This window comes from Enterococcus crotali (assembly GCF_000633635.1).
GTDB classification, from domain to species: domain Bacteria; phylum Bacillota; class Bacilli; order Lactobacillales; family Enterococcaceae; genus Enterococcus_L; species Enterococcus_L crotali.
The window spans coordinates 253,804-277,184 of sequence record NZ_AYPQ01000006.1 but is presented as its reverse complement, the minus strand read 5'-3'; the positions used below and the strand labels follow the sequence as shown (position 1 = coordinate 277,184).

The following is a 23,381-nucleotide window of genomic DNA, read 5'->3' as shown; positions in this document are numbered from 1 at the left end:
CTCCTAATTTATAAACTCATCTTAATATAAAAATAAATCTTATCAATAGATCCAGAATAACGATATTGGTTGACTACTTGTCTAGCTAGACTAGAATTTAACATGAATAACTTTGTCAAGAAATCATATAGCCGAACATATAAAGCAGAATGACTAATTTCGAATTCCTCACAGATTTGAACAAAGCTCATTTTATTACGGAAACAATCCTTTAAAGCTTCATCATTAATTAGTGTTAACGATGCAAAAACATTAGCACGATTTTCTTTAGGTCAATCTTCTTCTGAATATCCATTACCATCTAATAAATCAGAAAAACCTTGAGTAGATTTAGATTTATCCATATCAAAATAATAGTGTCCCAATTCATGTAATATAGAAAATCGTTGTCTTCCTTCTACCATCAATGGCATAATCTCTAAAATGTTTCCATCGTAAATCTTTTAATTCCATCCCATAGTAGTATGCAATTTTTTCAATAATGATGTAACTTTGGTCGTGATATTCAAAATAAGTATCATAGTCTATATCCACAAGCAGTCTTCCAATCATTTATTCTTTAATCTATTTTTCATGAATTCAAAATACTCTTTAAGCTCTTCTTGCAACTTTGCTTTATCATCATCTGAAAGTCCTTCTGTATTGATTCGGAAGAACGTAGCAAACTCATCTTCTGGTTCACTGTTATCAATATTAGGATTGTCAGTTCTTCCCAAAAGATAATCAGTTGAAACATTGAAATAATCAGCAACTTTTTGTAATTTGTCAGAAGCAGGGTAGCTTGTTTTCCATCTATACAAAGAATTTTTTCCAAAACCTAAACGAGATTCTAATTCTAAAATAGAAATTCGTTGACCATCAGCCAATTTTTTACGCGTTCAAATGTTGTCATATCAACCATCCCGAATGCTTAAAAAAGGATTCTATATAATTATGGCAGAAAAATGTTTGGAATCTATATAATTATATAATATACTCTTCTCGTAAGCTAATTTATTAGCTAATTATTTGACAAACAAAACCTTAAAACAAATACATTAAATCGTTGGGAACGTGTGAAATGTTAATTTGTAGGCTTTTAAAAGTCTTATTTAGCTATGGATATATTCTATATTATTATATAGAAACTGTCAACGAATTTTATGAAATTAGCTAATTTATTAGCTTACAAATAATTATAGGAGGGTAGAAGATGAGTGAAAACTTAGATTTACAGATTAGAAACGAATTGAGAAAACGGAAAATGAAACATTATCAACTAGCTGAAATGGTAGGTATCACACCAGTTTATCTTTCAGATATTTTGAATGGTAAACGAGATGGTGAGAAAGCTCAGGAACATATCCGAACGATTAAAGAAATCTTGAACATTAAGTAGGTGTAAACAATGAAAGTAATTTTGACGGAGGAAGACGAGAAGTCTCTTAGAAGTTTCATTTATGAAATTGCAGTGGAGGAATTTAAAGCTGCTTGGATCAGTTACGTTGCTGATAGTGGCAAACGTCGCTATGTTGCTGTTGCTCCTGATGATGGACAGGTCGATACAACGTGGGGTAGAGGGTTCTTTAATTAAATAAAAATAGCTCTCCTTTTTAGTGGAGAGCACATACATGTATTACAATCTCATTACACTTACCCAAGATTTGATTTATATTTTGATGTAGTTTTGAATCCGTTGAGGAATTCTATAGAACTATAATTGTATTATTTTGGTTACTATTTCCAATTAGAAAGTATTGTTATACCTTAGTTTCCCCACACGGCACCTATATTTGAATTTACATCGTGAAACAAAATAAGCAACACATTAAAGCTTTGAATCCTTCTTGTAAAGGTTCAAAGCTTTTTTTATTTGACTGGAAGCAAAGTTACTGCAAAAGCAAAAAAATAATCTTTTCTTTATGCAATAATTAATTTATACTTTATAAAGCATCGATAGTTATTTTATGTTTAAATATTAAGAAATTTTAAAATGTTTTATTAAGATGTCCAAAAGATGTCATTTATGTTACTATTTTGTTACAAGGTTGTTAAAGGAGTTTTACTATGAAAAAGCTTATATGGTTCATGGGTCTGTTGTTTTTATGTTCACCTATTATTTGTTATGGAGAAGATGCCAGTGGTGAATCCAATTTTGATGCGGCAAATGATTTGACAAGCCGCTATGCTCGTAAGGAAATCTTGGATGGGAAAACCACAAGTCTTAAAAAGAAAAAAAATGAGATTCATTTAGCGTTCCCTTTTGATGAACGTCCTTATATGAGTTTTTCAGGATTTGTGTTGAATGGACCAACGAATGTCTATAGTGGTTTTATCGAAACGATTTTCTATCGAGATAAGATCAAAATCAAAGATATGTACTATGAAAAAAATCCAGTAAAAACAGATAAAATTGGGATTTATTCAACGGATTTATGCTTTACATCTGAAGAGGACGTTGTGTATCATTACAAAAATGTTCCTTATTTAGTTAGCAGTGATAAGCCAACGATCTTCTTTTCAAAGGTTCATTATAATAAAGAAAATGCAACGGTATCTGGCGAGATAAAAATGCCGTCCTCTAAGAATACTTATCAAATTGAGCTGTTCTATACTGATAACGATGAATATCATTATCAAGAAGGGACCGCAGATAAAAATGGTTCGTTCATTATTGAGTTAAACCGAGAGGGTATTGAAGGGAAAATGTATCTTAGAGCCAGTGATGGTTTAGGGAATTATGCCGATGCATGTGATATTGATAATCAGGAAAATACAACGTATTCTGTTCCGTCAGAAGCTTTAAAAACAATTAAAAAAGATCACAAAGTAGTTAAGAAGGAAGCAAAACGGCCAAATTGGTTTGTAATAATTCTAGCTCTAATTTTAGGGATATTCATATTTGTTTTGGTATTATTACGTGTAAGAGTGATTATAAAAAGGCATAAAAGAGGTAATATAGTAAAAAAAACGAAAAATAATTGATTGTTTTTGTTATTAATCGCATTTTTTTGGATGGAATCAAAAAATAATGATAATTTTGAGTTAAGGTGTATACTTGAGTAAATAAGCGTTGTTTTTTTAGGAGTGAATCGAATGAAGGTCAGCATCAGACATCGATATATAAAAAAGATTCCAGTACTGGAAGTTGTTCCAGAAGAAGCCAAAAATAATCCATTACCATTAGTTGTTTATTACCATGGCTGGCAGTCAGCTAAAGAGTTGTCATTGACTCAAGCTAGAAAATTAGCGAAACAAGGGATACGTGTTCTGTTGCCAGATGCAATGAATCATGGTGAACGAAAGACAGGTCCCATTTCACCAATACCTTCTGTAACATTTTGGGCAAGTATTCAATACAATATTATTGAGTTTGCTCAACTAGTACGTCATTTTGAAAAACTAGCTTTGATCGAATCAGGTAAAATCGGAGTTGGCGGTGTCTCGATGGGTGGGATCACGACTTGTGCGTTATTATCACAACATCCAGAAATCAAAGCGGCAGCTTGTATGATGGGGACTCCCGCACCGCTACGTTATATCGATCGTGTAATGGAACGTGCTGCTGAGATGGATTTTTTTGTGCCAGCGGATCTACCTTTATTGCTTAGCTGGGTGGCGAATTACGATCTTTCAAAAATGCCTGAGAAGTTGGCAGGGCGTCCAGTTCTTTTTTGGCATGGCACTGAAGACCCGAAAATACCTTATGAAGACATGAGCAATTTTTATCAAATGATTGAAGGAAAACCTTATGCTAAACATAGTCAGTTTATTACAGGTAAAGGTGAAGGTCATCTAGTTAAAGGGGAGATGATGGATGTTGTTGCTGATTTTTTTGAAAAGGAATTAAAAAAAGAGAGCGACTAGCTACACTATTGATAAACTTTGCAATAACACAATAGAAAATTTTTCCACTAGTCAAATTTCAAGTGTCAGAGAGAGAACATGAAACGTTATCTCTCTGACACTTTTTTGATTTGAATCATGGATATTGAAATTTTTCACAAAGAATGATTAATTTTTTTTATGAGTGGGCTATAATGGAAATGACTACAGGAAAAATAGTTGAACAACTTAATTGGAGATGAAAGCTATGGTAGGAGAACCGAGAAAATACAGAGATATTTTTGTGAAGGAGCAATTTTTTAGTGATTTCTATTTTTTTAATGTTGGGCATGAACTTTGTGAAAGTAGCCATCATCATGGCCCCACAATGAGAGAAGAGCATGTCGTTCATTATATTGTTTCTGGTCATGGAACGTATGATGTTAATGGAATCAAATATCGTTTGGGTGAGGGGAATTTTTTTATTATAAAACCAAATGAAATGACTTTCTATCAAGCTGATGCGGAGGAACCTTGGGAATATTACTGGTTTGGTTTTTCTGGAGCGATGGTCAAAGAACTACTTTATAGTAACGGGATCGGTTTAACCGATTATGTGGGAAAAGTTGAAAAAACCGATGGGATCAAAGAATTATTCGAACAGATTATCGTCTCCAATATGTTTGATGACCGGGAAAAATTAGCGAATCAGGCACGATTTTTGACTTTATTTTCACGCTTCAAATTACAAGAAAAAACGGTTCATTCATCGATTTTGGAGAGTCGAAAACAAAAATATAGTGAATCATTTTTGCTTTATATCAAAAACAACTATTATCGTGAAGAGCTTTCTATTCGCGAGATCAGTCATTCGATGAGTTTGAACAGTTCTTATTTAAGTCAAGTAATCAAGGATGAAATTGGCTGTTCACCAATGGGTTATTTAAAGGAATTTCGTTTGCAAAAAGCCTCGATTTTATTAGAAACGACCGATTTACCCATTACAGAAGTTGCTTTAGCGGTGGGGTATAAGAGTAGTCAAACCTTTTCAAGGGCTTTTAAAGATCAATTTGGTTGTTCACCGTCAAATTTTTCTGGTCAAAGAAGCTAAAAAAATGCCTTATTTTTCTAAAATAATGTTATGTATAAATGAAAGCGCTTCACATATAATGATTTTATTGAACGGCTAATAATTTCTACAGTTTTTCACTTAAGACCGTGGGTGCCTATTCAATTTTTTAATATGAGGAGGAGAACAGACATGACAAAAATTTCTTTTATTGGTGCTGGAAGTACGATTTTTGCTAAGAATGTTTTGGGAGATGCCATGTTGACACCGAGTTTACAAGATTCGGTGATTGCGTTGTATGATATTGACGAGGTGCGTTTGAAAGAGTCAGAATTGATGTTAAAAACCATCAACAAAAATTCTAATGCAGGGCGAGCAACGATTCAGACTTATACCGATCGTAAAGAAGCGTTGCGTGATTCTGATTTTGTAATCAATGCGATCCAAGTGGGCGGATATGAACCAAGTACTGTTATTGATTTTGAAATTCCCAAAAAATATGGGTTAAAACAAACAATTGCCGATACAACTGGTATTGGTGGGATTTTTAGAGGGTTACGAACCTTACCGGTCATGTTTGAATTTGCTAAAGAGATCGAAGAAGTTTGTCCTAATGCTTGGCTGTTGAATTATACAAATCCAATGTGTATTTTAACGATGGGAATGCTAAAGGCGACCAAAGTCAAAACAGTTGGCTTATGTCATAGTGTGCAAGTTTGTGTACCAGAATTATTTAAACATTTAGGAATAGATCAGAAATATGATTTGAACGATTTCCAGTGGAAGATCGCCGGAATCAATCATATGGCTTGGTTATTGGAAATTACAAAAGAAGGTAAAGATTTTTATCCAGAAATCAAACGCTTGGCAAAACTTAAAACTGAACCTCATGATGATGCAGTCCGTTTTGAGCTGATGAAACATTTTGGATATTATGTGACCGAGTCCAGTGAGCATAATGCGGAATATCATCCTTATTTTATCAAAAAAAATTACCCGGAATTAATTGAAACATTGAATATTCCTATCGATGAATATTTAAGACGTTGCGTGAAGCAAATCGAAGATTGGGAAAAACAAAGGGATGATATCGTCCATAATGGCTCATTGGAACATACGCGAAGTCGAGAATATGCTTCCTATATTATGGACGCCATTACGACAGGAAATCCAGCTGTGATTGCAGGCAATGTGTTGAATAAAGGATTGATCACCAACCTTCCAGAAGATGCTTGTGTAGAAGTTCCTTGTTTAGTCGATAAAAATGGTGTGCAGCCAACCTATGTTGGTGATTTGCCAACTCAACTTGCAGCTTTAAATCGAACAAACATCAATGTTCAGGAATTAACTGTTGAGGCGGCGATGACATTGGAAAAAGATAAAATCTATCAAGCAGCGCTATTAGATCCTCATGCAAATTCAGAATTATCGATCGACGAAATCAAAGCAATGGTGGATGAATTAATTGAGGCTCACGGCGATTATTTACCAGAATACCACTAATCGATAAGAAAAGGAGAAGCTATTATGAAGAAAATCATTGCATCGTGTTTGTTAGTTGTTAGCGGCTTGTTGATTGTTGGCTGTGGAGGAAATAAGAGTGGTGAGGATGGTTCAAAAGAAGACAAACAAACAATTACTTATGCAATTTGGGATACCAATCAGGAAAAAGGGATGAAAGAGATGGCCGCGGCTTTTGAAAAAGAAAATCCTACTATCAAGGTCAATGTCGAGGTAACGCCATGGGATCAATATTGGACAAAATTAGATGCGGCGGCGACAGGTGAAAGTTTGCCAGATGTTTTCTGGATGCATTCTAATGAGTCTTATCGCTATATGTCAAATGGAATATTGATGGACCTAACAGAGACGTTGAAGAAGAGTGAAAAAGCAAGTTTAGATAATTTCCCAAAGAATATTTCCGAACTTTATGCTTTAGATGGCAAACAATATGCGCTGCCTAAAGATATCGATACGATTGGGCTTTGGTATAATAAAAAACTCTTTGATGAAGCGGGTGTAAGTTATCCAGATGAGTCATGGACGTGGGATACATTTTTAGAAGCGGCTAAAAAGTTGACCAATGAAGAAAAAGGTGTTTATGGTTTTACAGCCGTTAACAATGGTCATGAAGGATACTGGAATTTCATTTTTCAAAATGAAGGGAAAATCATGTCAGAAAATCATAAAACATCAGAATTTGCTGACAGCAAAACAGTTGAAGCCATTCAATTTTATGCAGATTTGATCAATAAATACAAAGTATCGCCAAGCGCTGATCAATTAGCTGAAAATAAACCTGTTTCTTTTATTCAGTCAGGGCGTTCTGCTATGGGATTTTTCGGTTCATGGATGTTGGCGGATTTTAAAGAAAATGACTATATGAAGGAAAACACAGATGTTACGGTTTTACCACAAGGGGCCAAGCGAGCTTCTGTTTATAATGGCTTAGGCAATGCAGTGGCTGCAACAACGAAACATAAGGAAGCTGCGCTAAAATTTGTTGATTATCTAGGTTCAAAAGAAGCAAATTTGATCTCTGCTAAAACAGGTGCGGCAATTCCGGCATATAAAGGAACAGCGGATGAATGGGTTAAAAGTACTGAGGATTACAATGTGAAAGCTTATGTAGATATGCTTGATTACGCAGTGATTCGTCCATTTTCAAATGAAACCATCAAGGTCGAAACTGTGGAAACAGAAAAAATGTCTGATTTGTTAAGTGGGGAAAAATCAGCCGAAGATGTAGCAAAAATGATTCAAACAGAGGTTGATGATATTTTAAAATAAGTGTTTGATTACTTGTTTGAGAAGGCGGGGACGAGTATGGAAAAAAAGAGAAACAGGCGTAAATATAATAAAGAGGAAGTCATATGGGGAGCAATGTTGATTGCTCCTACCTTGTTAGGATTAATTATTTTAAATATCAAGCCAGCAATCGAAACACTCGTTTTAAGCTTTCAAAAATCATCGGGTTTTGGTAAAACAATTTGGGCAGGCTTGGAGAATTATAAAAAGTTGATTGCTGATCCAGAAGTCATTCAAGCAGTCATCAACACACTAGTTTATACACTGATTGCGGTGCCGTTCATCATTGTTTTGTCGTTATTAGCTGCGGTCTTGATGAACCAAAAAGTCAAAGGGATTTCTTTTTACCGAACGCTTTATTTTTTACCAGTAGTAGCTACACCCGCAGCTGTGGCAATGGTCTGGCGTTGGTTATATAATTCCGATTATGGAATCATCAATTACTTATTTTCATTGATCGGGTTAAAAGGGCCTAACTGGCTGACAGATCCTCATACGTCTATTTTAGCTATCGCAATAGTCGGAATTTGGAGCACAGTGGGCTATAATATGGTGCTACTTTTATCAGGGTTACAAGAAATCCCAAGAGATTATTATGAATCAGCGGAAATTGATGGGGCAGGTACAATCAAGCAATTTTTCTCGATTACTTTACCCTTAGTTTCACCAACATTATTTTTTGTGATGGTTACAACGATCATCAATTCGCTGCAGGTTTTTGATTTGATTTTCATGATGATCGACAAAACGAATGCAGCCTTGCCCAAAACGCAATCACTGGTTTATTTGTTTTATAAGCAGTCGTTTATTATGAATGACAAAGGCTATGGTTCGGCAATCGTGATGGTTTTATTAGTGATCATCATGCTCGTTACAGTGCTTCAGGTCAAAGTTCAGAAAAAATGGGTCAATTATTAGGAAAGAGGGATACAGATGAAATCACAAAAATTGAAAAGCAAGCTGGTGATCCACTTACTTTTGATTATAGGGGCTTGTGTAATGGTGTTGCCATTTTTATGGATGATCGTAACTTCTGGGAAGACACTGGCTGAATCTGTTAAAATTCCTCCTAGTATTTTTCCAGAGAATTTTCAATGGCATAATTTTACGGTTGTTTTGGAGAAATTGCCATTTGTTCAATTTTATTTCAACACGGCATTGATGATTGTTTTTCGAGTGATAGGTTCTGTTTTATTTAGTGCTATGGCAGCTTATGCTTGTGCCAGATTGCATTTTCCAGGGCGAAATTTGTTCTTTGGTTTAGTCTTGATGCAGATGATGATCCCAACACAGATTTTCATTATTCCTCAATATCTACTCGTTCAAAAGATGGGGCTGTTAAATTCTATTCCAGCATTGGTATTGCCGGGCATTGTGAGTGCTTTTGGGACGTTTTTATTACGACAATTTTTCTTAGGATTGCCTGATGAACTGGAGGAAGCGGCAAAGTTAGATGGTTGTAATGTTTGGCAGACTTTCTTTAAAGTGATGCTGCCGCTCGCAAAATCAGGATTAGTGGCTCTTGCAATTTTTACGGCATTATTTGCCTTTAAGGATTTAATGTGGCCGCTGATTGTAAATATGTCCTTAGATAAGATGACCTTATCTTCTGGTTTAGCGAATCTGCAAGGACAATACACCACGAATTATCCACAGTTGATGGCAGGATCATTGCTTGCTATTTGGCCTATGTTGCTCTTGTTTGTGATATTTCAGAAGAAATTTATCGAAGGAATCGCTACTTCTGGCGGTAAGTTGTAGCATTTTTGAATCAATAAGGTGTCTAGGACAACGCTATGAGTTGTGTCTTAGACACCTTATAGTTGACTAAAGCATGAGAATAGATCGAACACATTAACTTCCGTGTCCACCAACATTCTAGCGAGGCATCACAATTTAAGCCTAACTTTTTGCTTATTTGTGTTGGTCAATGATTTTATCTGATTTAGCGGTCACTGAAGCAGTGTCATTTTTGGCTTTTTCTAATTTTTTTACATAATCTTGTAGGCTAGTGATTTGAGTGGTTGCATCGACTAATTTACGCTGAGAATCCTCGTATTGGGCTTGAAGCGTATTTTTCTCGTTAGCTATCTCACTGATTTTTTGGTTCAATGTTGTGATTTCTTTGTTTTTTGCATCAACTTCTAATTGTTTGACTGCCTCTTTTTGTTTTCCTTCTTCTATTTTTTGCTGAATCTGGCTGTCTTTTTGTTGCAATTCGACAATTTTTTGTTGGATTTCACCGTTTTTATTAGTTAACTGGGATTGCAGTGAGTTGATTGTTCCTTGTGTTTGATTTTTTTCATTTGTTAGAGTCGTTACCTGGCTTTTTAAGCTTATTAGCTCAACCTCATTTTGACTCAGTTGAGTACTTCTTTGATTGAGTTGTGTTTCCAGTTCAGTAATCTTTTTTTCTTTTGAGCTTAGCATAGTGTCTAATTGGTCAAGGTTATTGTTGATTTTTTCAACATTTTCCTCACCGCCCCACAAGATAACTTTATCTGCAACTGATTTTAAACCAAAAAGCGTAACTGTACCGATCAATAAAAGGATCGCCAGCGCTAAGAATGGTTTATTATTTAATTTTTTTCTCAAAATTTTATCTTCTTTCTGTCTTTATTATTTGAATTTCTTATAAATAATAGGGTTTATTTATAGTGTAGTCAAGAGTTTTTTTACTTAAAGGGACAAGGATTTATTATTTGAATAGTATTAATAACAATGGTGGGATGAATGAGGAGGAATCACTGAGTTGATTGTATTTAGTAATGATACTTGTTTTATGAATTATTTGTATATATATGTAAGATGCTTGACTATCAATTAGTAAGATTACAATTGATATTTTTAAATAGATGGCTTGTTAAGTGAATGATTTAGAGTCAGAATGATCTAAATAAAATAACTTTCAAATAAAAGTAATGGATTTATCTGAGTAGTTCTAAAATCTGATTAAGTATTTATAAGCTAATTTTTTTTCATATTGACTGGACTATTTTTTATATGATAGGCTAAAAATCAAAGAAAGAGGTTGTTCATCTAATGATAAAAAGAGCAGTGGGGACTACAATTGTGTTGGTTTTGATAATTGGCTTAGCTATAGTTTTTTTTCGTAGCGAAACGTATCAACTACTTTTTCCAAAAAATAATATCGAAAATGGAGCAACAAGTACTGGACATACGATAGTGCTGGCAGATGGTGTCACTCTTTCAAGAACCTCTGCTAAGAAAGATAGTTTAATTATTGAGCAAGAGCATGAACAAGTCTTCGTTCAAGGTTTTTTTGATCGCTTAGATTTTGATAAAGAATATGCCTTACTGTTCGAAGAAGAGCATCAGCTCTACTATTTTATTCATTTAAAAACAATGGAATTAGAGATATTTACTGAAGATGACCGTCCGAAAAGTATTGAAAAAAACACAAAAAATCTTAAGCTTAAGAAACATTATTACTTTGATTGGACATAATAAAAGAGGAAGATTGGAACAAAAGAGTTGTGTCCCAATCTGCCTCTTTTATCCATTAAAACGAAGAACCAGGTTCTTTTAAAAAAGCAATTTCTTCCACTGTTGATTGTCTACCTAAAATGTCATTCCGATGTGGATAGCGACCAAAACGCACTAAAATATCGCGATGCTTTATTTCAAAGGCAAGATTGTGTTCTAGTCCTTTTTCTGCAAAATATTTTAATGCTTCATCATGAATCACTAAGGATTCAGAGTGCATCAATGGCATATATATAAATGCTCGTTGTTCAGTAGTTAAAAGTGCTATTTCCCCGGTTGCGATCGCCTCTTGTGCTAAAACTAAAGCCATGCCGTCGTATGCAAAAGATTGTACCTGACCTCTAAATAAATTCCGTGAAAACTGATCTAAGACAATAATTTCAGCTAAACGTCCGTCAATGCTTTTTCGCCAAGCGAATGTCTCTCCTTGAGCCACTTGCTTATGGACGGTTGAAAACCTCTCCTTGATAAGATCATCAAAAGCTAAATCCTTTTTAAACCACTGACTGGCTTCAGTTTCCTCAAACCAAAATGCTAGTATTTCTTGATAGTTCATTGTCTGACCTCCAATTTATAAGTAATTCATCTTAGCTTAATTCTATCACAGGCATTGCTTTGGTGGGGAAATACAGATTGGAAACTTTTTTAGAAAATAAGTGTTATTTTATTTGCCTTAAAAGCAGCGTTTACTGTTTATAAATAAAGCGATTGTTACTGATTTTAGTTTGTTTGTGTGGAAGAAATACAGGCATATCAAAACAAAATGTAATAGAGTGATGCTTGATTTTTTATAAAAAAACGGGCTTTCTAAATTAGCTTTTGTGCAAAGAGAGGAGTCGTGTGATTTTAATTCTCTAAAAGCATTTTTTAGTAAAAAATACAATCCAATTGTTTGAAATAAAATTATTTAGATAGTATTCTTTACAATGCAATCATGTATTACTTAATTGTCTGTATGGGTCGACCTAGAAATAAACAGATAAATAAGTTTAAAGACTGAACTAGCTATTCAGTCTTTATGTTACCTAGTTATACGAAGCAAAGCATAAGCTTTGTTATGCTTTTAAAATGAAGGAGGCAATCATGAAAAAGAATTATCGCACGTCGATTACGTTAGTGGGGGCAATGGTTTTACTAGCAACGGCTATAACACCTAGTTCGCTCGTTGTTTTTGGGAATAGGAATCAGTATAGGGTAGAGGCGGCAGAGGGAACAAATCCAGCCGATTTAGCAGATATCAGTATTTTAAAGGGGACACAACTTTCTTCAAATAATGGAACGATCATCAATGATGGTGTCCAATTAGAAAAAAACGCCGATTCTACATATGATTTAAATCTAACCTTCAAAGGTACTGGTGTTGCTGATGTAGGGTTAGCATCGCCAAAAGTTATTGTATTTGCAATTCCAGAAGAGTTACGCGGCAAGATTGAGGGACCCATTTTGATCAATGCAAGCGCTAAACTACTTCCAATTGTGCCAGGGGATGTTCCAGGCGTGAAAGATTTGGTTTTAAAAGTAGGTGGTTTGGTGACTAGGCTATTGGGTTTGGCAAAACCGTTAGGATTACAACTTGATTCCTTAGAAAAAGCGTTTGAAGGACTTAATTCACTTCAGGATTTAGGGAGTTATCAAGCTTCGGTTGAGGGAAAATTATCACCAGATGGCAAGTATGTAATGGTCGATTTCACAGATGGCTTAGGACAATACGTCCGTACAACGTATGCGAATCTGTTTAATCCGTTGAAAGAAGCCGTTAATGGCTTAAAATTTACTGGAATTTTAGCGATTTTAAATCCGGTTCTTGATTTACTAAAACCAGCTGTGAATGGTTTGTTGGATCTAGTAGGTAAAATTGCGAATGGTACGTCTGATGTATTGACAGATGCATTACAAGCGAATGTACTAGGTGCTGTCAATTTTGATTTTTCTACTAAAGTTTCTGATGTAACGGCTGAAAAAGCTAAGGTAACAGCAATGGCTGTTAATAACCCAGTCATCGATTTAGAAATTTTAAATACGATCCATGCAAATGGGGATTCAATCAATCTTTATTTTGATCAAGTAGCAGAAGATCCGTTAGCAAACTATCCAGTTACAAGTCCAGTTGTGGACGATATTGTTGAAGGTATGACAGGCCTTAAAGGAAATGTAGCTCTGGTACAGCCGATCCCGACAGGTGCGACATTTGAAGCAAAAGTTGAACTGCCAACTGGGAATACTCTATCTGGTGTAGTCAATGAAGACGGCTCTTTTAGCATTCCTTTTGGTGATTACCAGCCTCAAGGGAATGATCAACTAAAAGTAGTGATTGAAGCTCGTGTAGAGAATTATTCCAAGGTCAGTGATCCTACAATAAAACAAGTGATAGCAGATCCTTTTGTTCACTACGTTGTTGCGAAGCCTGTCATTGGTGACATTTTAGAAGGGATGCCAAATCTGAAGGGGAGTGTCGCTCTAACTCAGCCAATTCCAAAAGGGATCACGTTTACAGCCAAGCTAGACTTACCTGATGGCACCAGCTTAACTGCACTGCTCAATGAAGATGGTCGCTTTACGCTTCCGTTTGGTAAATATCAACCACAAGGGAATGATCAATTAAAAGTAGTGATTGAAGCAAGCGATGGTGAACGAACAAAGGCTAGCGAACCAGAAACTAAACGAGTACTCATAGATCCTTTGAAAAATTATCAAGTTCCTAAGCCACAATTTAAAACTGTCAACGAAGGAAGTAAGGTCATCACAGGAAGAGTTGAGGCAAGCGATGTTCCAATTGGGACTAAATTATTTGTGGAAGTTCAATTTCCAGATGGTTCATTGAGAAGAGTCGCAATTGAAGAGGACGGGACATTTGAGATTAGTACAGCAGATAAAAATTTAAAAGAAGGCAATCCGCTACGATTAGTAACAATTGCAGAACATCCTCAGTCTTTCAAAGGAAAAGTCAGTGAAAGCGTGGTTTTTGCGGTTGGCAAAGTACCATCTTTAGAAGGATATGTTGTTCCAACACCAGTGGTTACTCCTATCTTTGTGGGAGACACAGTGATCAAGGGAACAGTTAAACTTACAAACGCTCCGGAAGGTACTCAATTTAAAGTTAGAGCAAGGTTTCCGGGAAATGTTTATGAAGAAGTTGTGGTTAATACAGACGGAAGTTTTGTACTAGATATTTCTGGTCGTCAATTACAAGCAGGGACTTCGATCACCTTTAATACAACGGCAACACTTGGTACTGAAACAGCTGCAAGTGGTAGAATCATTGTTTCTGTTGGTACCAAATAAAATAGATTTACCAATAAAGAAAGGGTGTATAAAATGAAAAGTTCAACGTTCATTACTACTAGTTCAAAAGTTCTATTATTGTCAGTTGTGTTTGGTACATTATTTGTCGGACAAGCAGCAAGTGCCGCCGATATCAATAAAGCCACTGATGTAGATGTTACGTTTACCCCAGGTGCTTTGACTTTAGAGGCTGTTTCAACAATCAGTTACGCATCACAAACGATTTCGGTCAATGATGCGGCATACATCCCAACAAATCCAGATGCAATCAAGGTTGTCGTTTCAGATGCTCGAGGAACAAATGCAGGTTGGAAACTTAGTGGCAAATTAAATGGGTTTAAAGATAGTGCAGCGGCAGCATCGTTACCAAATGCCAGTTTGAATTTTAAAAATACCCAAGCGGTAACAAATAGTGATGCAGATGCACCTACACCTGTAAATGCGGTTAAATTAACAAGTGGTGCTTCAACAGCAACACCATTTGCAAGTGCGGCAACAGGTGCAGGAGCTGGAACGTGGACATTTACTTGGCCGGATACTGAAAATGCAGGGGTGACGCTAAATGTGCCAGCAGCAATGGCAACGCTTGGTAAGCACACCTCAACGATTGACTGGACTTTGGCTGATGCCCCATAAAAGCAATATATGATGGAAAGAGAGGCTGAGATAGAAGCGTCTAACTCCGAGAAAAAGCAACTCTTTCGGAAATAAGCTCTTTCGCAGCTTCTTTTTTCTGATTCTATCAAAGGAGTGATTCAAGTGAAAGGTTGTTTTAGGTTAACTATTTATCAGATATTATGCTTTGTCGGACTTATTTTTTTCTTTTGTTTATTGAAAGTGGAGACTGTTTTAGCACAAGAGGCTGAAACGAATAGTTTTTATGTACAAGCAATTATTCCACAGAACCAAGTCGATCTAAATAAATCATATTTTGATTTGAAAATGCAGCAGCAAGAGGAGCAAGAACTTCAAGTGAAGTTAGTTAATCCGGAAGATGCGCCGATCTCTGTTTCAGTTAATGCAATAAATGCTACGACCACAGAAGAAGGAATGATCGATTACACGTTAAAAGGAATCAAGGATAAGACCTTAGACTATCCTTTTGAGTCTTTGGTCAAGGTTTTAGAGACGAATATTTCTTTACAGCCGTATGAAACTAAAATTGCCCGATTTCACTTGGAAATGCCAAAAGAAAGATATGATGGTGTGATTGTAGGTGGACTGCGTTTTACCAAAAATGCACCTGAAAGCCAAGAGAAAAAGAAAGATGTGACGATTCAGCAACGATTTCATTATGTTGTCGGTGTTGTTTTGAATGAGACAGATGAATCGATCTTACCGGATTATGAAATGGATTCAGTAAAAGTAGCTAAATCTAAACAAGGAAAGAAGCTGTCTGTCATTCATTCGATCCGCAATAAAAATGCTGCGATTTCAAAGAAAATGGATGTAAAGATTACGATCCAAAAAAAAGGAGAAAAGACGCCTTTAATCAAGTTAGAAAAAGACGCATTGGAAATGGCACCTGACTCAGTGATGAACTTTCCTGTACCGATCAAAAGGCAATTACAACCGGGGAAATATATTAGTAAAACCCAAATCAGTCAAGCTGGCAAAGAATGGGCATTTGAAAATGAGTTTGACATTACAAGGGAGCAAGCCAAGCAGATCAATGAAGAAAATAAGACAGCTAAGGTTGAAAGTAAGGTTCCTTTGTGGCTGATTTTAGTGGTTATTTTATTAGCGTTACTGGTACTGATTCAAACGTATATTTTATGGCGAAAAAGAAAAAAAGTTGAATAAATAATAAGAAGATAAGAAACACGGAATTTTTAATTTCGATGTTGAACGATTCCTACTTGGTACTCTACAAATTTTTGTGAGCAAGTAGGTACTGTTCTGCATCAGCTCATGTCTGGCAGTGTTTTACAGTAATTTTAGCTAAAGGCGTTCTTATTTTGTAAAAAAAATAATCCAGATGCCGATCAACTTGATTGGTATCTGGATTTTTCTTTAGGGCTTATGTGCTAAGCACCTATTATTTATGATGATTGATGATTTTACTGCTTATTTTAGTTTGAATTTAACTTGTGTATTATCGTTAAATTGACCTTGGTATTGGAATTGTTTGTAGCTTGTGCCACGGCCTAATTTGTTTAAAATGTGTGAAGTGATTGTTTTTTCGCTACCATTTTTTAAATCTAAGCCAGCGATGATTCCTTCGATTTTAGTTTCAGCAGCGCTACCTTGTAATTGAACTTTGTTTGATTTGTCTTGGTATTGTGCTTTAACAGTTCCATTAGAATTTACTTGATATTGTAATTGGATTTGTTGACCAGTTTTGTATGTTACTTGGATTTCTAATTTTTTCAAATCAGATTTTGCAGCAGGAACTTCAACTTCTGGTGTTTCAGTTTCAGGAACCTCAACTTCAGGAACGTCAACTTCCGGTACATCAACTTCCGGAACATCGATTTCTGGTACTTCAGTTTCTGGTACTTCAGTTTCTGGTACATAGTATGATTGTAAACCAAATTCTGCTTTTACATATCCTTTTGTAATCAAGATAACTTTAAGGTGTAAATCTTTTTGATACGTCATTTTTTGTAACAAGTTTACTGATTTGTAGTAGTTTCTACCGAAATCTCTTGCAATCACAGTTGCTTCTGATGAACTATAACCAGCCGCTTCCCATGTACTTGCTTTAACTAATTCGTTGTAAACAGATGATACATTTGAACTAGTTAATGATAACCCTGTGTACTCTAAGATATCTGCTTTATTGAATAAAGTGATAGTCTTATTGTAATTTGATTCCACGACTGTTGCTGCGTCTGCTGGGCTTGCCACCGCTGACAAACTAGCAGAACATAAACTGATTGCTAAACCTGCAACCATCATACCTTTAAAAAATTTCATAAAAAATACCTCCTCTTTTTTACTACTGTTTTATAAACAATAGCTTGCTTATATTATTATCCAAAGCAAATATAAAGTAAATATATATGAGTGATTTCTCATAATGTTTAAAATATATTAATAATTCGATTTTTTTGTATTTAAAAAAACTATTTTTTATAAGGTGTAGCTTTTGGTATAATTAAGAGGAGAAATGAAGGACGTTTCAGAAAGGATCTGTTAGCAATGAAAAAAGCGACAATCACGAAAACAGTTAACTTGCTAGATGGAGGCTGCAATGCTTGCGGAATTATTGAGGATGAAAATTATACATTGACGATCGAGGATCAACTAATCCCACTAGAAACACTGACCGTCAATTCTTTGATAACGGCGATTGTGTTAAAAAATGGTTATAAACGAGCATATAAGATGGATGTTATTGATGATTACACTTTATACAAAAAAGAAAATTATCAAGTCACACTTAAAGAAGAATATGATTTTTTAACATATTCAAATGATACAGTAAAAATAGAAACAAAAGATCAGTTCATGGACCAAAATAAATTAGTAGAAAAAGTGAATGAACTATTAGTTACTCTTTTTAAGTTAGAAGAATTAGCATTTAGTTTTAAATTTAAAAAAAGGTGTGGGACAAAAAAGTTACTTTTGTTTCACACCTTAGATACGGATAAATGGTGGAAGCAAAAGCAACAACTAATCAGATTAAATTGTAAACGCTAACGTGTTAAGCGTTGGAGGCTTTGGAAATTCCTTTTATTTTGACGCCTTTCAAAAGCAAAAATGATTTATTTCATACGAGTGTCAAAATTCATAAGGCTCATTTTTCTTCTTCGCTTATTTGAAAATAGTCTGAGGTAGATAGTTTTTCAAACCGTTCTTGTGAATCAAAAATGCTTTCGTTATGATCATAAACGAGCAACTTAAAGTCCTCTGCTTTTTTGATTCGTTCAAATGTTTCACTTTCAGAGAAGAGGATCATTTGCTGGCAAAGCCATTCAAGGATAGTCTCGATATCATGCTCATCTTCCACCCAATCATCAAATAAATGAAGGGAAGCAATCCGTTGATTTTCATCCCAGTCACGAGCATTATATTTCATTTCTGTTAGTTGGGATTTGTTAGAGCCTTTATTTGTATAATAACTCGCTGTTTCTTGCCAAAGATCGACAGAGTTGATGCAAAGGTTTATTTCGCCTTCTTCATAAATACTACAGTCTAGAGCAAAGGCATAGAAGGTTTCATCGGTTTGCTCCAATAAAAAGTTATCAATACTATCCGTTAAAAAGTTGAAAAAGAAAGCTTGTTGTTTTTCTAAAAAATGTTCCATGAGTGGCCTCCAGTTATGTTGTCTTTTAAACATTGAAACAGATAATGCTAGGAATGTCTATCTAAACATGACAATTAACAGAATATAGATGTTTTAAGAAACTATAAAGATTTTTTTGTTTTAAAAGTCATGTTATTATATACTGTTTCCTCAACAGTGCTAAACGCAAAGTAGTTTACATCGTTATAAAAGCAGATTGTTTCGATAAAATTTAATTTGACTTTGTGATTGGATACGCTTATAGTTTAAAATGAATTAAATACTTGTTAGGTGAGGCTCCTATATAAACACAGGCTACTGCTCAGAAATGTCGAAAGACAGGTACGGGTAGGACAAAATTCGTCGAATTAAGGCGTTTTTCAAAGTAGCTAAAGGCAATGCTTTTTACGTTATATAGTGCTAAAACTCAACGAAGAGAAGATCAAGGTAAGTTGAAAATAAATGGCGAGTGTCATAAATTTAACCCTGTAATCTAATCCCTTCGCTGAGTGTTCTTGGTGAGGGATTTTTCTTTTATCCAAGTAAAGATTGAAACGATTTCGTTTCATGAGTGAGATTACCTTACCAACTTTTATGTGTAGAAAGGAATAAACAATGAAAAAATCTGTAAAAATAATGATTATTACCTTATTATCGATTCTCCTTATCGTTGTCAGTGCAGGCTGCTATGCGGCTATTTCATTTCAAACGGCTAAAGAAGAGAGCGAATCAAAACTTCCTAATAAGAATCAAAATTTTACTGGTGATGAACAAGCGAGTGATAAGGAATTGACCGTCATGGTCGTAGGGAATGACTCTAGAGATGATGATGAAGATCAAGGTCGTTCAGATACACTGATGGTTGCTCACTATGATGGGAAAACCAAACAGCCTAAATTGGTTTCGATCATGAGGGACAGCTATGTGACTTTCCCTGATGGCGGACAAGATAAAATAAATGCAGCTTACGCATATGGTGGCGCACAAATGACCAAAGATGTGATCAAAACGAATTTTGGTTTACCGATCAATTATTATGTTGTCATGGATTTCAAAGAGTTCAGTGATATTATCGATGAGCTTTATCCAAAAGGAGTCACGATCGATTCTGAAAAAGATATCAATTTAGATGGTGTAGATATTTTAAAAGGAAAACAAACCTTACATGGTAATAGCTTACTGCAGTATGCACGCTTTAGAATGGATGAAGAAGGCGATTTTGGCCGGATCAGACGCCAACAGCAAGTGATGGATGCTTTGGTTGAGCAATCTAAAGATTTGATTCCAGTTTGGGAACTACCTCAAGTAGCTGGGAAAATGGTTGGGAAAATCGACACAAATGTACCAACGAGTTTATTGATTGATTTGGCGAAAGATTTTCTTTCTGGCAAAGTGAAGCCATTAAAATCGTTATCTGTCCCAGTAGAAGGATCATGGAACTTTAATGATTATACAGAATCTGGAAGCGTGATCGAGCTTGATGAACAAAAGAATGCTGAAGCAATTCAGGATTTTATGAAAGATCAATAAAATAGAAGGATAAAAATGAGGTTGCTTCTGATCTCACTCTTTATTCGAATTTAGAACCTGAAACAAAACTGATTTTTAGTTTTTGTTCCGGGTTCGTTTTTTTTGCAAGAAACGCAAACAAATCAGCCTATTTATATGCGTTCAGAGCAGGCTTGTGCTATTCTTTAAGAAAACGGTTCACTTTGTTAGAAAGAAGGATTCTACTATGAAAGTTGTAATCATTGGGGCTTCATTTGCCGGAGTATCCGCTGCTTTAGCGATTAGAAAAAAACACCCCACAGCCGAAATCCATTTGATCGACAAACAACGAATGATCGGCTATTTACCTGGCGGTATCAATCTTTATTTTAATGAAACGATCGATCCGATTGAAAAGGCTCAGTTTATTTCAGAACGAGAACTAATAGACAATGAAATTTCGTTACTACTAAATGCTAAAGTGGTGAGCATGGATTCAAAACAACACATCATTAAATATGAAAAAGAAGAGACGGATTTTTTTATGTCGTTTGATAAATTGATTTTAGCGACAGGCTCTAGTCAATGGTCACAAAAAATTATTGGTAGTGATTCACAGAAGGTTTTAAAATATAAGTTTTTACCAGGTGTACAGCAAGCGATCGAATACTTGGAAAAAAGTGCTAAAGTAGCTCTGATCGGCGGTGGTCAAATTGGTGGGGAAGCAGCAGATACACTGTTAAAAAAAAGCAAAGAGGTACATCTTTTTGAGCGTATGGATTATTTGCTATTCAAGTATTTTGATGAGGAGATGATCCAGCCTGTACAAGATGAAATGAGCGCTCGAGGCGTGGTGTTTCATTTTAATGAAACGGTGGAAGCAATCACTGATATAGATGAAGGTCTTTTGATTAAAACGAAAAAGTCTGAAATAAATTGTGATAGTGCGATTTTTGCAATGAATGTGCGTCCAGATTTACGCTATTTAGACGAACATATAAAAAGACACACGGATCAAACCATTTTTGTGAATGACTATTTACAAACCTCTCAAGCCGATATTTTTGCAATCGGTGATTGTATTCAAGTGCCTTATAGTTTAACTAAGGAATCCTTTTATATTCCTTTAGTGAATAACGCAGTCAGAACAGGATTGGTTGTGGCTCAAAATCTTATTGAAGCGACCACCCCGTTTGTCGGCTCGATTCGCACGATTGGGACCAAACTTGTTGATTATTATGTAGCGAGCACAGGACTGACAGAAGCAGAAGGAGCATTTTATGAGCAGCCGATTTCTGTTGTTCATGTTCAGCAAAAAAGTTCCTTATTTTCCGGTAGCGAAATAATTTTGGGTAAAATCATTTTTGAAAAAGAGAGCCACAAACTACTAGGAGCTCAATTGGTTTCAAAAGCGAATATCTTAGAAAAAATCAACACACTAGCACTTGGAATCCAAACTGGCCAAACGTTAGAAGCATTTTATCAGAAAGATTTTTTATATCATCCTTATTATTCTAGTGTGATCGATATCACGAATCAGTTAGGTTTTGAAGGTTTGTGGAGTGAAACAGATGAAAATTGAAGCGTTATTAGATAGAAAAGAAGCCAGAGAAATTGGCATTTTAAAAAAAGTGATCTTAGCTGGCGGTCGAATCAAAGATAGTGAGTTATTGGATTATTTAGGCGTGTCAAAAGCTTCTTTTGAAAGTGACTTAAAGGAGTTAGGTTATTATTTGAAGCCATATGAAAATGATTGCTCCTTGTTTTATGATGGGCAATGGGTAGCGATCCATATGTCCGATCAATTTTCGGTTAGTAAGGTTGTAGATGATTACGTCCGAGCATCGATAAAGTTTCAGCTGATCGATCATTTATTTCACTATCGGGAATTTACGATTGCTCAGCTGACAACAAAATTTATGATCAGCGAGTCTTCATTATTTCGAAAAATCAAAGAGCTGAATTTGTTGTTAAAAGAGTTCGATCTTAAAATCCGCAATGGCCAGCTAAAAGGCGAAGAGTTACAAGTCCGTTATTTTTATTTTCAAATTTATTGGTTTTTGACCCCTTATGAAGTGCACCGGGAAAAGACGCTGACTGTTCAAAATTCTAGGATCATTGAAGCGTTGGAAAAAGCGATGTCCCTTTCTTTTGAGGAACACGGGAAATTGAAAATTAGTTTATGGCTGACGATCAGTAAGAAAAGAATCGTCGTACAATCGAAACAATTTAAAGGGTTATACAGTAAGAGCCAAGTATACGAACAAGATCCTTTTTTTAAAACATTGCGTTCCTTTGTGTTACGTTTTTTTAGCCGCTATCCTATTGAAATTGATGAAGAAGAAAGTTTACTGCATTTTATTTTTTTAACAAGTATGTCCGTTTTGGCTGCGTCAGATTTTGCTGATTATAGTTTGATTCGAGGTAGGCGTACACCGACATCATTAGCTGATACATTTGTGTTGGAACATGTGATTTTATATTATCGTCCGAAAAAGTTTTTTCCAGAGTTAGAGAAAAAAATCTTCTATTACTTTTCTCAAATTCACAGTCGGCTCTATTTTTTCAAAGGTGAATTGGAATTGTTTGATCGTGAGAATATTTGGCAAAAGGAACAAAACCTTTCCAGTCATCAGCTAGCTGATTTCTCTCGTATTCTTTTAGATAAAAGTTTAGAATGTTTTGATGCGTGCTATGAAAAAAACAATAGCCTACATGAATGGTCATTAGTGAAATATCTTAGCGTGTTGGCAATCATTGATTTTGAAATTGTTGGTGAAACTCGAATTGGTATTGATTTGAAGATGGATTATTTGTACAAAGAAGTTATGACACAAGTCTTAGTTTTGAGTCTGAAGAATTTAAATGGCTTAACGATCGAAACGTATGATTCAAAAAAAACGTATGATTTACTGATCACAAATGTTATGAAGCCGAATATCTATCGTTCAGCAAAAGAGGTTTATGTGTTATCGGAACTTGGCTCAACGTATGATATCAATCAAATCAGGACGAAAATCAGAGCGCTGCATAATAGAAGATGAATCAAATAAAAAGGTTGAAAGTAAAATGATTTCCTATTTTGTTTTTGGCCTTTTTTTACTGTCAAAACAAGGTTATTTTGAAAAACTTTCATTTATTTTTGAAATTAAAAAAAAGATGACGTTTTTATGAAAGGCTTTCCGATTATTA

Annotated in this window: 21 protein-coding genes, 2 pseudogenes and 1 riboswitch; of the genes and pseudogenes, 17 read left to right on the top strand and 6 right to left on the bottom strand. The window is 35.2% G+C overall.

The features are described from left to right. Positions 1-8: 8 nt before the first annotated feature. Positions 9-552 (bottom strand): annotated as a pseudogene (locus tag V192_RS20340) (ImmA/IrrE family metallo-endopeptidase). Further along, a pseudogene (locus V192_RS20335) lies at positions 549-892 on the bottom strand (helix-turn-helix domain-containing protein). The pseudogenes V192_RS20340 and V192_RS20335 overlap by 4 nt, the downstream one beginning before the upstream one ends. A 300-nt stretch (positions 893-1,192) precedes the next feature. Here V192_RS20335 and V192_RS0114735 point away from each other — a divergent pair. From V192_RS0114735 to V192_RS0114695, 9 genes are all read left to right on the top strand, one after another. Next, complete coding sequence (locus V192_RS0114735) at positions 1,193-1,378, top strand: helix-turn-helix domain-containing protein (protein WP_025873022.1); 186 nt, start codon at positions 1,193-1,195, stop codon at positions 1,376-1,378. 9 nt (positions 1,379-1,387) lie between these two features. Beyond that, the gene (locus tag V192_RS0114730; protein ID WP_025873020.1) at positions 1,388-1,573 is read left to right on the top strand and encodes a hypothetical protein; all 186 of its coding nucleotides are present in this window, start codon (positions 1,388-1,390) and stop codon (positions 1,571-1,573) included. 473 nt (positions 1,574-2,046) lie between these two features. Continuing rightward, the gene (locus tag V192_RS0114725; protein ID WP_025873018.1) at positions 2,047-2,964 is read left to right on the top strand and encodes a hypothetical protein; all 918 of its coding nucleotides are present in this window, start codon (positions 2,047-2,049) and stop codon (positions 2,962-2,964) included. A 111-nt stretch (positions 2,965-3,075) separates the two neighbouring features. Further along, the gene (locus V192_RS0114720) at positions 3,076-3,846 is read left to right on the top strand and encodes an alpha/beta fold hydrolase (RefSeq protein ID WP_025873016.1); all 771 of its coding nucleotides are present in this window, start codon (positions 3,076-3,078) and stop codon (positions 3,844-3,846) included. Positions 3,847-4,072: 226 nt separating this feature from the next. After that, the gene (locus V192_RS0114715; protein WP_025873014.1) at positions 4,073-4,915 is read left to right on the top strand and encodes an AraC family transcriptional regulator; all 843 of its coding nucleotides are present in this window, start codon (positions 4,073-4,075) and stop codon (positions 4,913-4,915) included. A gap of 150 nt (positions 4,916-5,065) precedes the next feature. Then, on the top strand, positions 5,066-6,376 hold the full coding sequence (gene melA, locus V192_RS0114710; protein ID WP_025873011.1) for an alpha-glucosidase/alpha-galactosidase: 1,311 nt from the start codon (positions 5,066-5,068) through the stop codon (positions 6,374-6,376). Between the two features lie 24 nt (positions 6,377-6,400). Then, positions 6,401-7,663 (top strand): ABC transporter substrate-binding protein, encoded by a 1,263-nt coding sequence (locus V192_RS0114705; RefSeq protein WP_025873010.1) that lies wholly within the window; start codon positions 6,401-6,403, stop codon positions 7,661-7,663. Between the two features lie 36 nt (positions 7,664-7,699). Continuing rightward, on the top strand, positions 7,700-8,599 hold the full coding sequence (locus V192_RS0114700) for a carbohydrate ABC transporter permease (protein WP_025873008.1): 900 nt from the start codon (positions 7,700-7,702) through the stop codon (positions 8,597-8,599). A 15-nt stretch (positions 8,600-8,614) separates the two neighbouring features. After that, on the top strand, positions 8,615-9,442 hold the full coding sequence (locus V192_RS0114695; RefSeq protein WP_025873006.1) for a carbohydrate ABC transporter permease: 828 nt from the start codon (positions 8,615-8,617) through the stop codon (positions 9,440-9,442). Between the two features lie 153 nt (positions 9,443-9,595). Here the strand turns inward: V192_RS0114695 and V192_RS0114690 are convergent, their stop codons facing one another. After that, positions 9,596-10,276, bottom strand: coding sequence for a hypothetical protein (locus V192_RS0114690; RefSeq protein WP_025873004.1), 681 nt, complete (start codon positions 10,274-10,276; stop codon positions 9,596-9,598). A 447-nt stretch (positions 10,277-10,723) separates the two neighbouring features. Between V192_RS0114690 and V192_RS0114685 the strand changes: the two genes are divergently transcribed. Continuing rightward, on the top strand, positions 10,724-11,149 hold the full coding sequence (locus V192_RS0114685; RefSeq protein ID WP_025873002.1) for a hypothetical protein: 426 nt from the start codon (positions 10,724-10,726) through the stop codon (positions 11,147-11,149). A 55-nt stretch (positions 11,150-11,204) separates the two neighbouring features. On the opposite strand, the gene V192_RS0114680 is transcribed toward V192_RS0114685, so the two are convergent. Beyond that, positions 11,205-11,744, bottom strand: coding sequence for a DUF924 family protein (locus tag V192_RS0114680; RefSeq protein WP_025873000.1), 540 nt, complete (start codon positions 11,742-11,744; stop codon positions 11,205-11,207). A gap of 527 nt (positions 11,745-12,271) precedes the next feature. Here V192_RS0114680 and V192_RS0114675 point away from each other — a divergent pair. The 3 genes from V192_RS0114675 to V192_RS0114665 all read left to right on the top strand — a co-directional run bounded on the left by V192_RS0114675 (position 12,272) and on the right by V192_RS0114665 (position 16,273). Continuing rightward, positions 12,272-14,470 (top strand): adhesive domain-containing protein, encoded by a 2,199-nt coding sequence (locus tag V192_RS0114675; RefSeq protein ID WP_025872998.1) that lies wholly within the window; start codon positions 12,272-12,274, stop codon positions 14,468-14,470. A gap of 33 nt (positions 14,471-14,503) precedes the next feature. Beyond that, entirely contained in the window at positions 14,504-15,106 is a 603-nt protein-coding gene (locus tag V192_RS0114670; protein ID WP_025872995.1) for a WxL domain-containing protein, read from the top strand. Positions 15,107-15,229: 123 nt separating this feature from the next. After that, a complete protein-coding gene (locus V192_RS0114665; RefSeq protein WP_025872994.1) occupies positions 15,230-16,273 on the top strand; it encodes a WxLIP family cell surface protein in 1,044 nt (347 codons plus the stop codon). Positions 16,274-16,537: 264 nt separating this feature from the next. On the opposite strand, the gene V192_RS0114660 is transcribed toward V192_RS0114665, so the two are convergent. Continuing rightward, a complete protein-coding gene (locus tag V192_RS0114660) occupies positions 16,538-17,389 on the bottom strand; it encodes a YusW family protein (protein ID WP_025872992.1) in 852 nt (283 codons plus the stop codon). A gap of 225 nt (positions 17,390-17,614) precedes the next feature. On the opposite strand from V192_RS0114660, the gene V192_RS0114655 reads away from it, so the two are divergent. Next, on the top strand, positions 17,615-18,115 hold the full coding sequence (locus V192_RS0114655) for a DUF4809 family protein (protein ID WP_025872991.1): 501 nt from the start codon (positions 17,615-17,617) through the stop codon (positions 18,113-18,115). A gap of 97 nt (positions 18,116-18,212) precedes the next feature. On the opposite strand, the gene V192_RS0114650 is transcribed toward V192_RS0114655, so the two are convergent. Then, entirely contained in the window at positions 18,213-18,722 is a 510-nt protein-coding gene (locus tag V192_RS0114650; protein ID WP_025872989.1) for a DUF4303 domain-containing protein, read from the bottom strand. Between the two features lie 255 nt (positions 18,723-18,977). Further along, a riboswitch (M-box (ykoK) riboswitch) is annotated at positions 18,978-19,146 on the top strand. A gap of 170 nt (positions 19,147-19,316) precedes the next feature. Here V192_RS0114650 and V192_RS0114645 point away from each other — a divergent pair. The 3 genes from V192_RS0114645 to V192_RS0114635 all read left to right on the top strand — a co-directional run bounded on the left by V192_RS0114645 (position 19,317) and on the right by V192_RS0114635 (position 23,233). Beyond that, on the top strand, positions 19,317-20,231 hold the full coding sequence (locus tag V192_RS0114645; protein WP_025872987.1) for an LCP family protein: 915 nt from the start codon (positions 19,317-19,319) through the stop codon (positions 20,229-20,231). 205 nt (positions 20,232-20,436) lie between these two features. Then, on the top strand, positions 20,437-21,771 hold the full coding sequence (locus V192_RS0114640) for an FAD-dependent oxidoreductase (protein WP_025872985.1): 1,335 nt from the start codon (positions 20,437-20,439) through the stop codon (positions 21,769-21,771). Beyond that, positions 21,761-23,233 (top strand): AcpB/EbpR/MafR family transcriptional regulator, encoded by a 1,473-nt coding sequence (locus V192_RS0114635; RefSeq protein WP_025872982.1) that lies wholly within the window; start codon positions 21,761-21,763, stop codon positions 23,231-23,233. Before V192_RS0114640 ends, V192_RS0114635 begins: the two co-directional genes overlap by 11 nt. Positions 23,234-23,381: the final 148 nt, after the last annotated feature.

Coding starts and splice junctions, on each gene's coding strand:
- V192_RS0114735 (WP_025873022.1), top strand. CDS start 1,193: ATGAGTGAAAACTTAGATTTACAGATTAGAAACGAATTGAGAAAACGG.
- V192_RS0114655 (WP_025872991.1), top strand. CDS start 17,615: ATGAAAAAAGCGACAATCACGAAAACAGTTAACTTGCTAGATGGAGGC.
- V192_RS0114645 (WP_025872987.1), top strand. CDS start 19,317: ATGAAAAAATCTGTAAAAATAATGATTATTACCTTATTATCGATTCTC.
- V192_RS0114730 (WP_025873020.1), top strand. CDS start 1,388: ATGAAAGTAATTTTGACGGAGGAAGACGAGAAGTCTCTTAGAAGTTTC.
- V192_RS0114705 (WP_025873010.1), top strand. CDS start 6,401: ATGAAGAAAATCATTGCATCGTGTTTGTTAGTTGTTAGCGGCTTGTTG.
- V192_RS0114650 (WP_025872989.1), bottom strand. CDS start 18,722: ATGGAACATTTTTTAGAAAAACAACAAGCTTTCTTTTTCAACTTTTTA.
- V192_RS0114715 (WP_025873014.1), top strand. CDS start 4,073: ATGGTAGGAGAACCGAGAAAATACAGAGATATTTTTGTGAAGGAGCAA.
- V192_RS0114685 (WP_025873002.1), top strand. CDS start 10,724: ATGATAAAAAGAGCAGTGGGGACTACAATTGTGTTGGTTTTGATAATT.
- V192_RS0114720 (WP_025873016.1), top strand. CDS start 3,076: ATGAAGGTCAGCATCAGACATCGATATATAAAAAAGATTCCAGTACTG.
- V192_RS0114700 (WP_025873008.1), top strand. CDS start 7,700: ATGGAAAAAAAGAGAAACAGGCGTAAATATAATAAAGAGGAAGTCATA.
- melA (WP_025873011.1), top strand. CDS start 5,066: ATGACAAAAATTTCTTTTATTGGTGCTGGAAGTACGATTTTTGCTAAG.
- V192_RS0114635 (WP_025872982.1), top strand. CDS start 21,761: ATGAAAATTGAAGCGTTATTAGATAGAAAAGAAGCCAGAGAAATTGGC.
- V192_RS0114640 (WP_025872985.1), top strand. CDS start 20,437: ATGAAAGTTGTAATCATTGGGGCTTCATTTGCCGGAGTATCCGCTGCT.
- V192_RS0114670 (WP_025872995.1), top strand. CDS start 14,504: ATGAAAAGTTCAACGTTCATTACTACTAGTTCAAAAGTTCTATTATTG.
- V192_RS0114660 (WP_025872992.1), bottom strand. CDS start 17,389: ATGAAATTTTTTAAAGGTATGATGGTTGCAGGTTTAGCAATCAGTTTA.
- V192_RS0114675 (WP_025872998.1), top strand. CDS start 12,272: ATGAAAAAGAATTATCGCACGTCGATTACGTTAGTGGGGGCAATGGTT.
- V192_RS0114680 (WP_025873000.1), bottom strand. CDS start 11,744: ATGAACTATCAAGAAATACTAGCATTTTGGTTTGAGGAAACTGAAGCC.
- V192_RS0114695 (WP_025873006.1), top strand. CDS start 8,615: ATGAAATCACAAAAATTGAAAAGCAAGCTGGTGATCCACTTACTTTTG.
- V192_RS0114725 (WP_025873018.1), top strand. CDS start 2,047: ATGAAAAAGCTTATATGGTTCATGGGTCTGTTGTTTTTATGTTCACCT.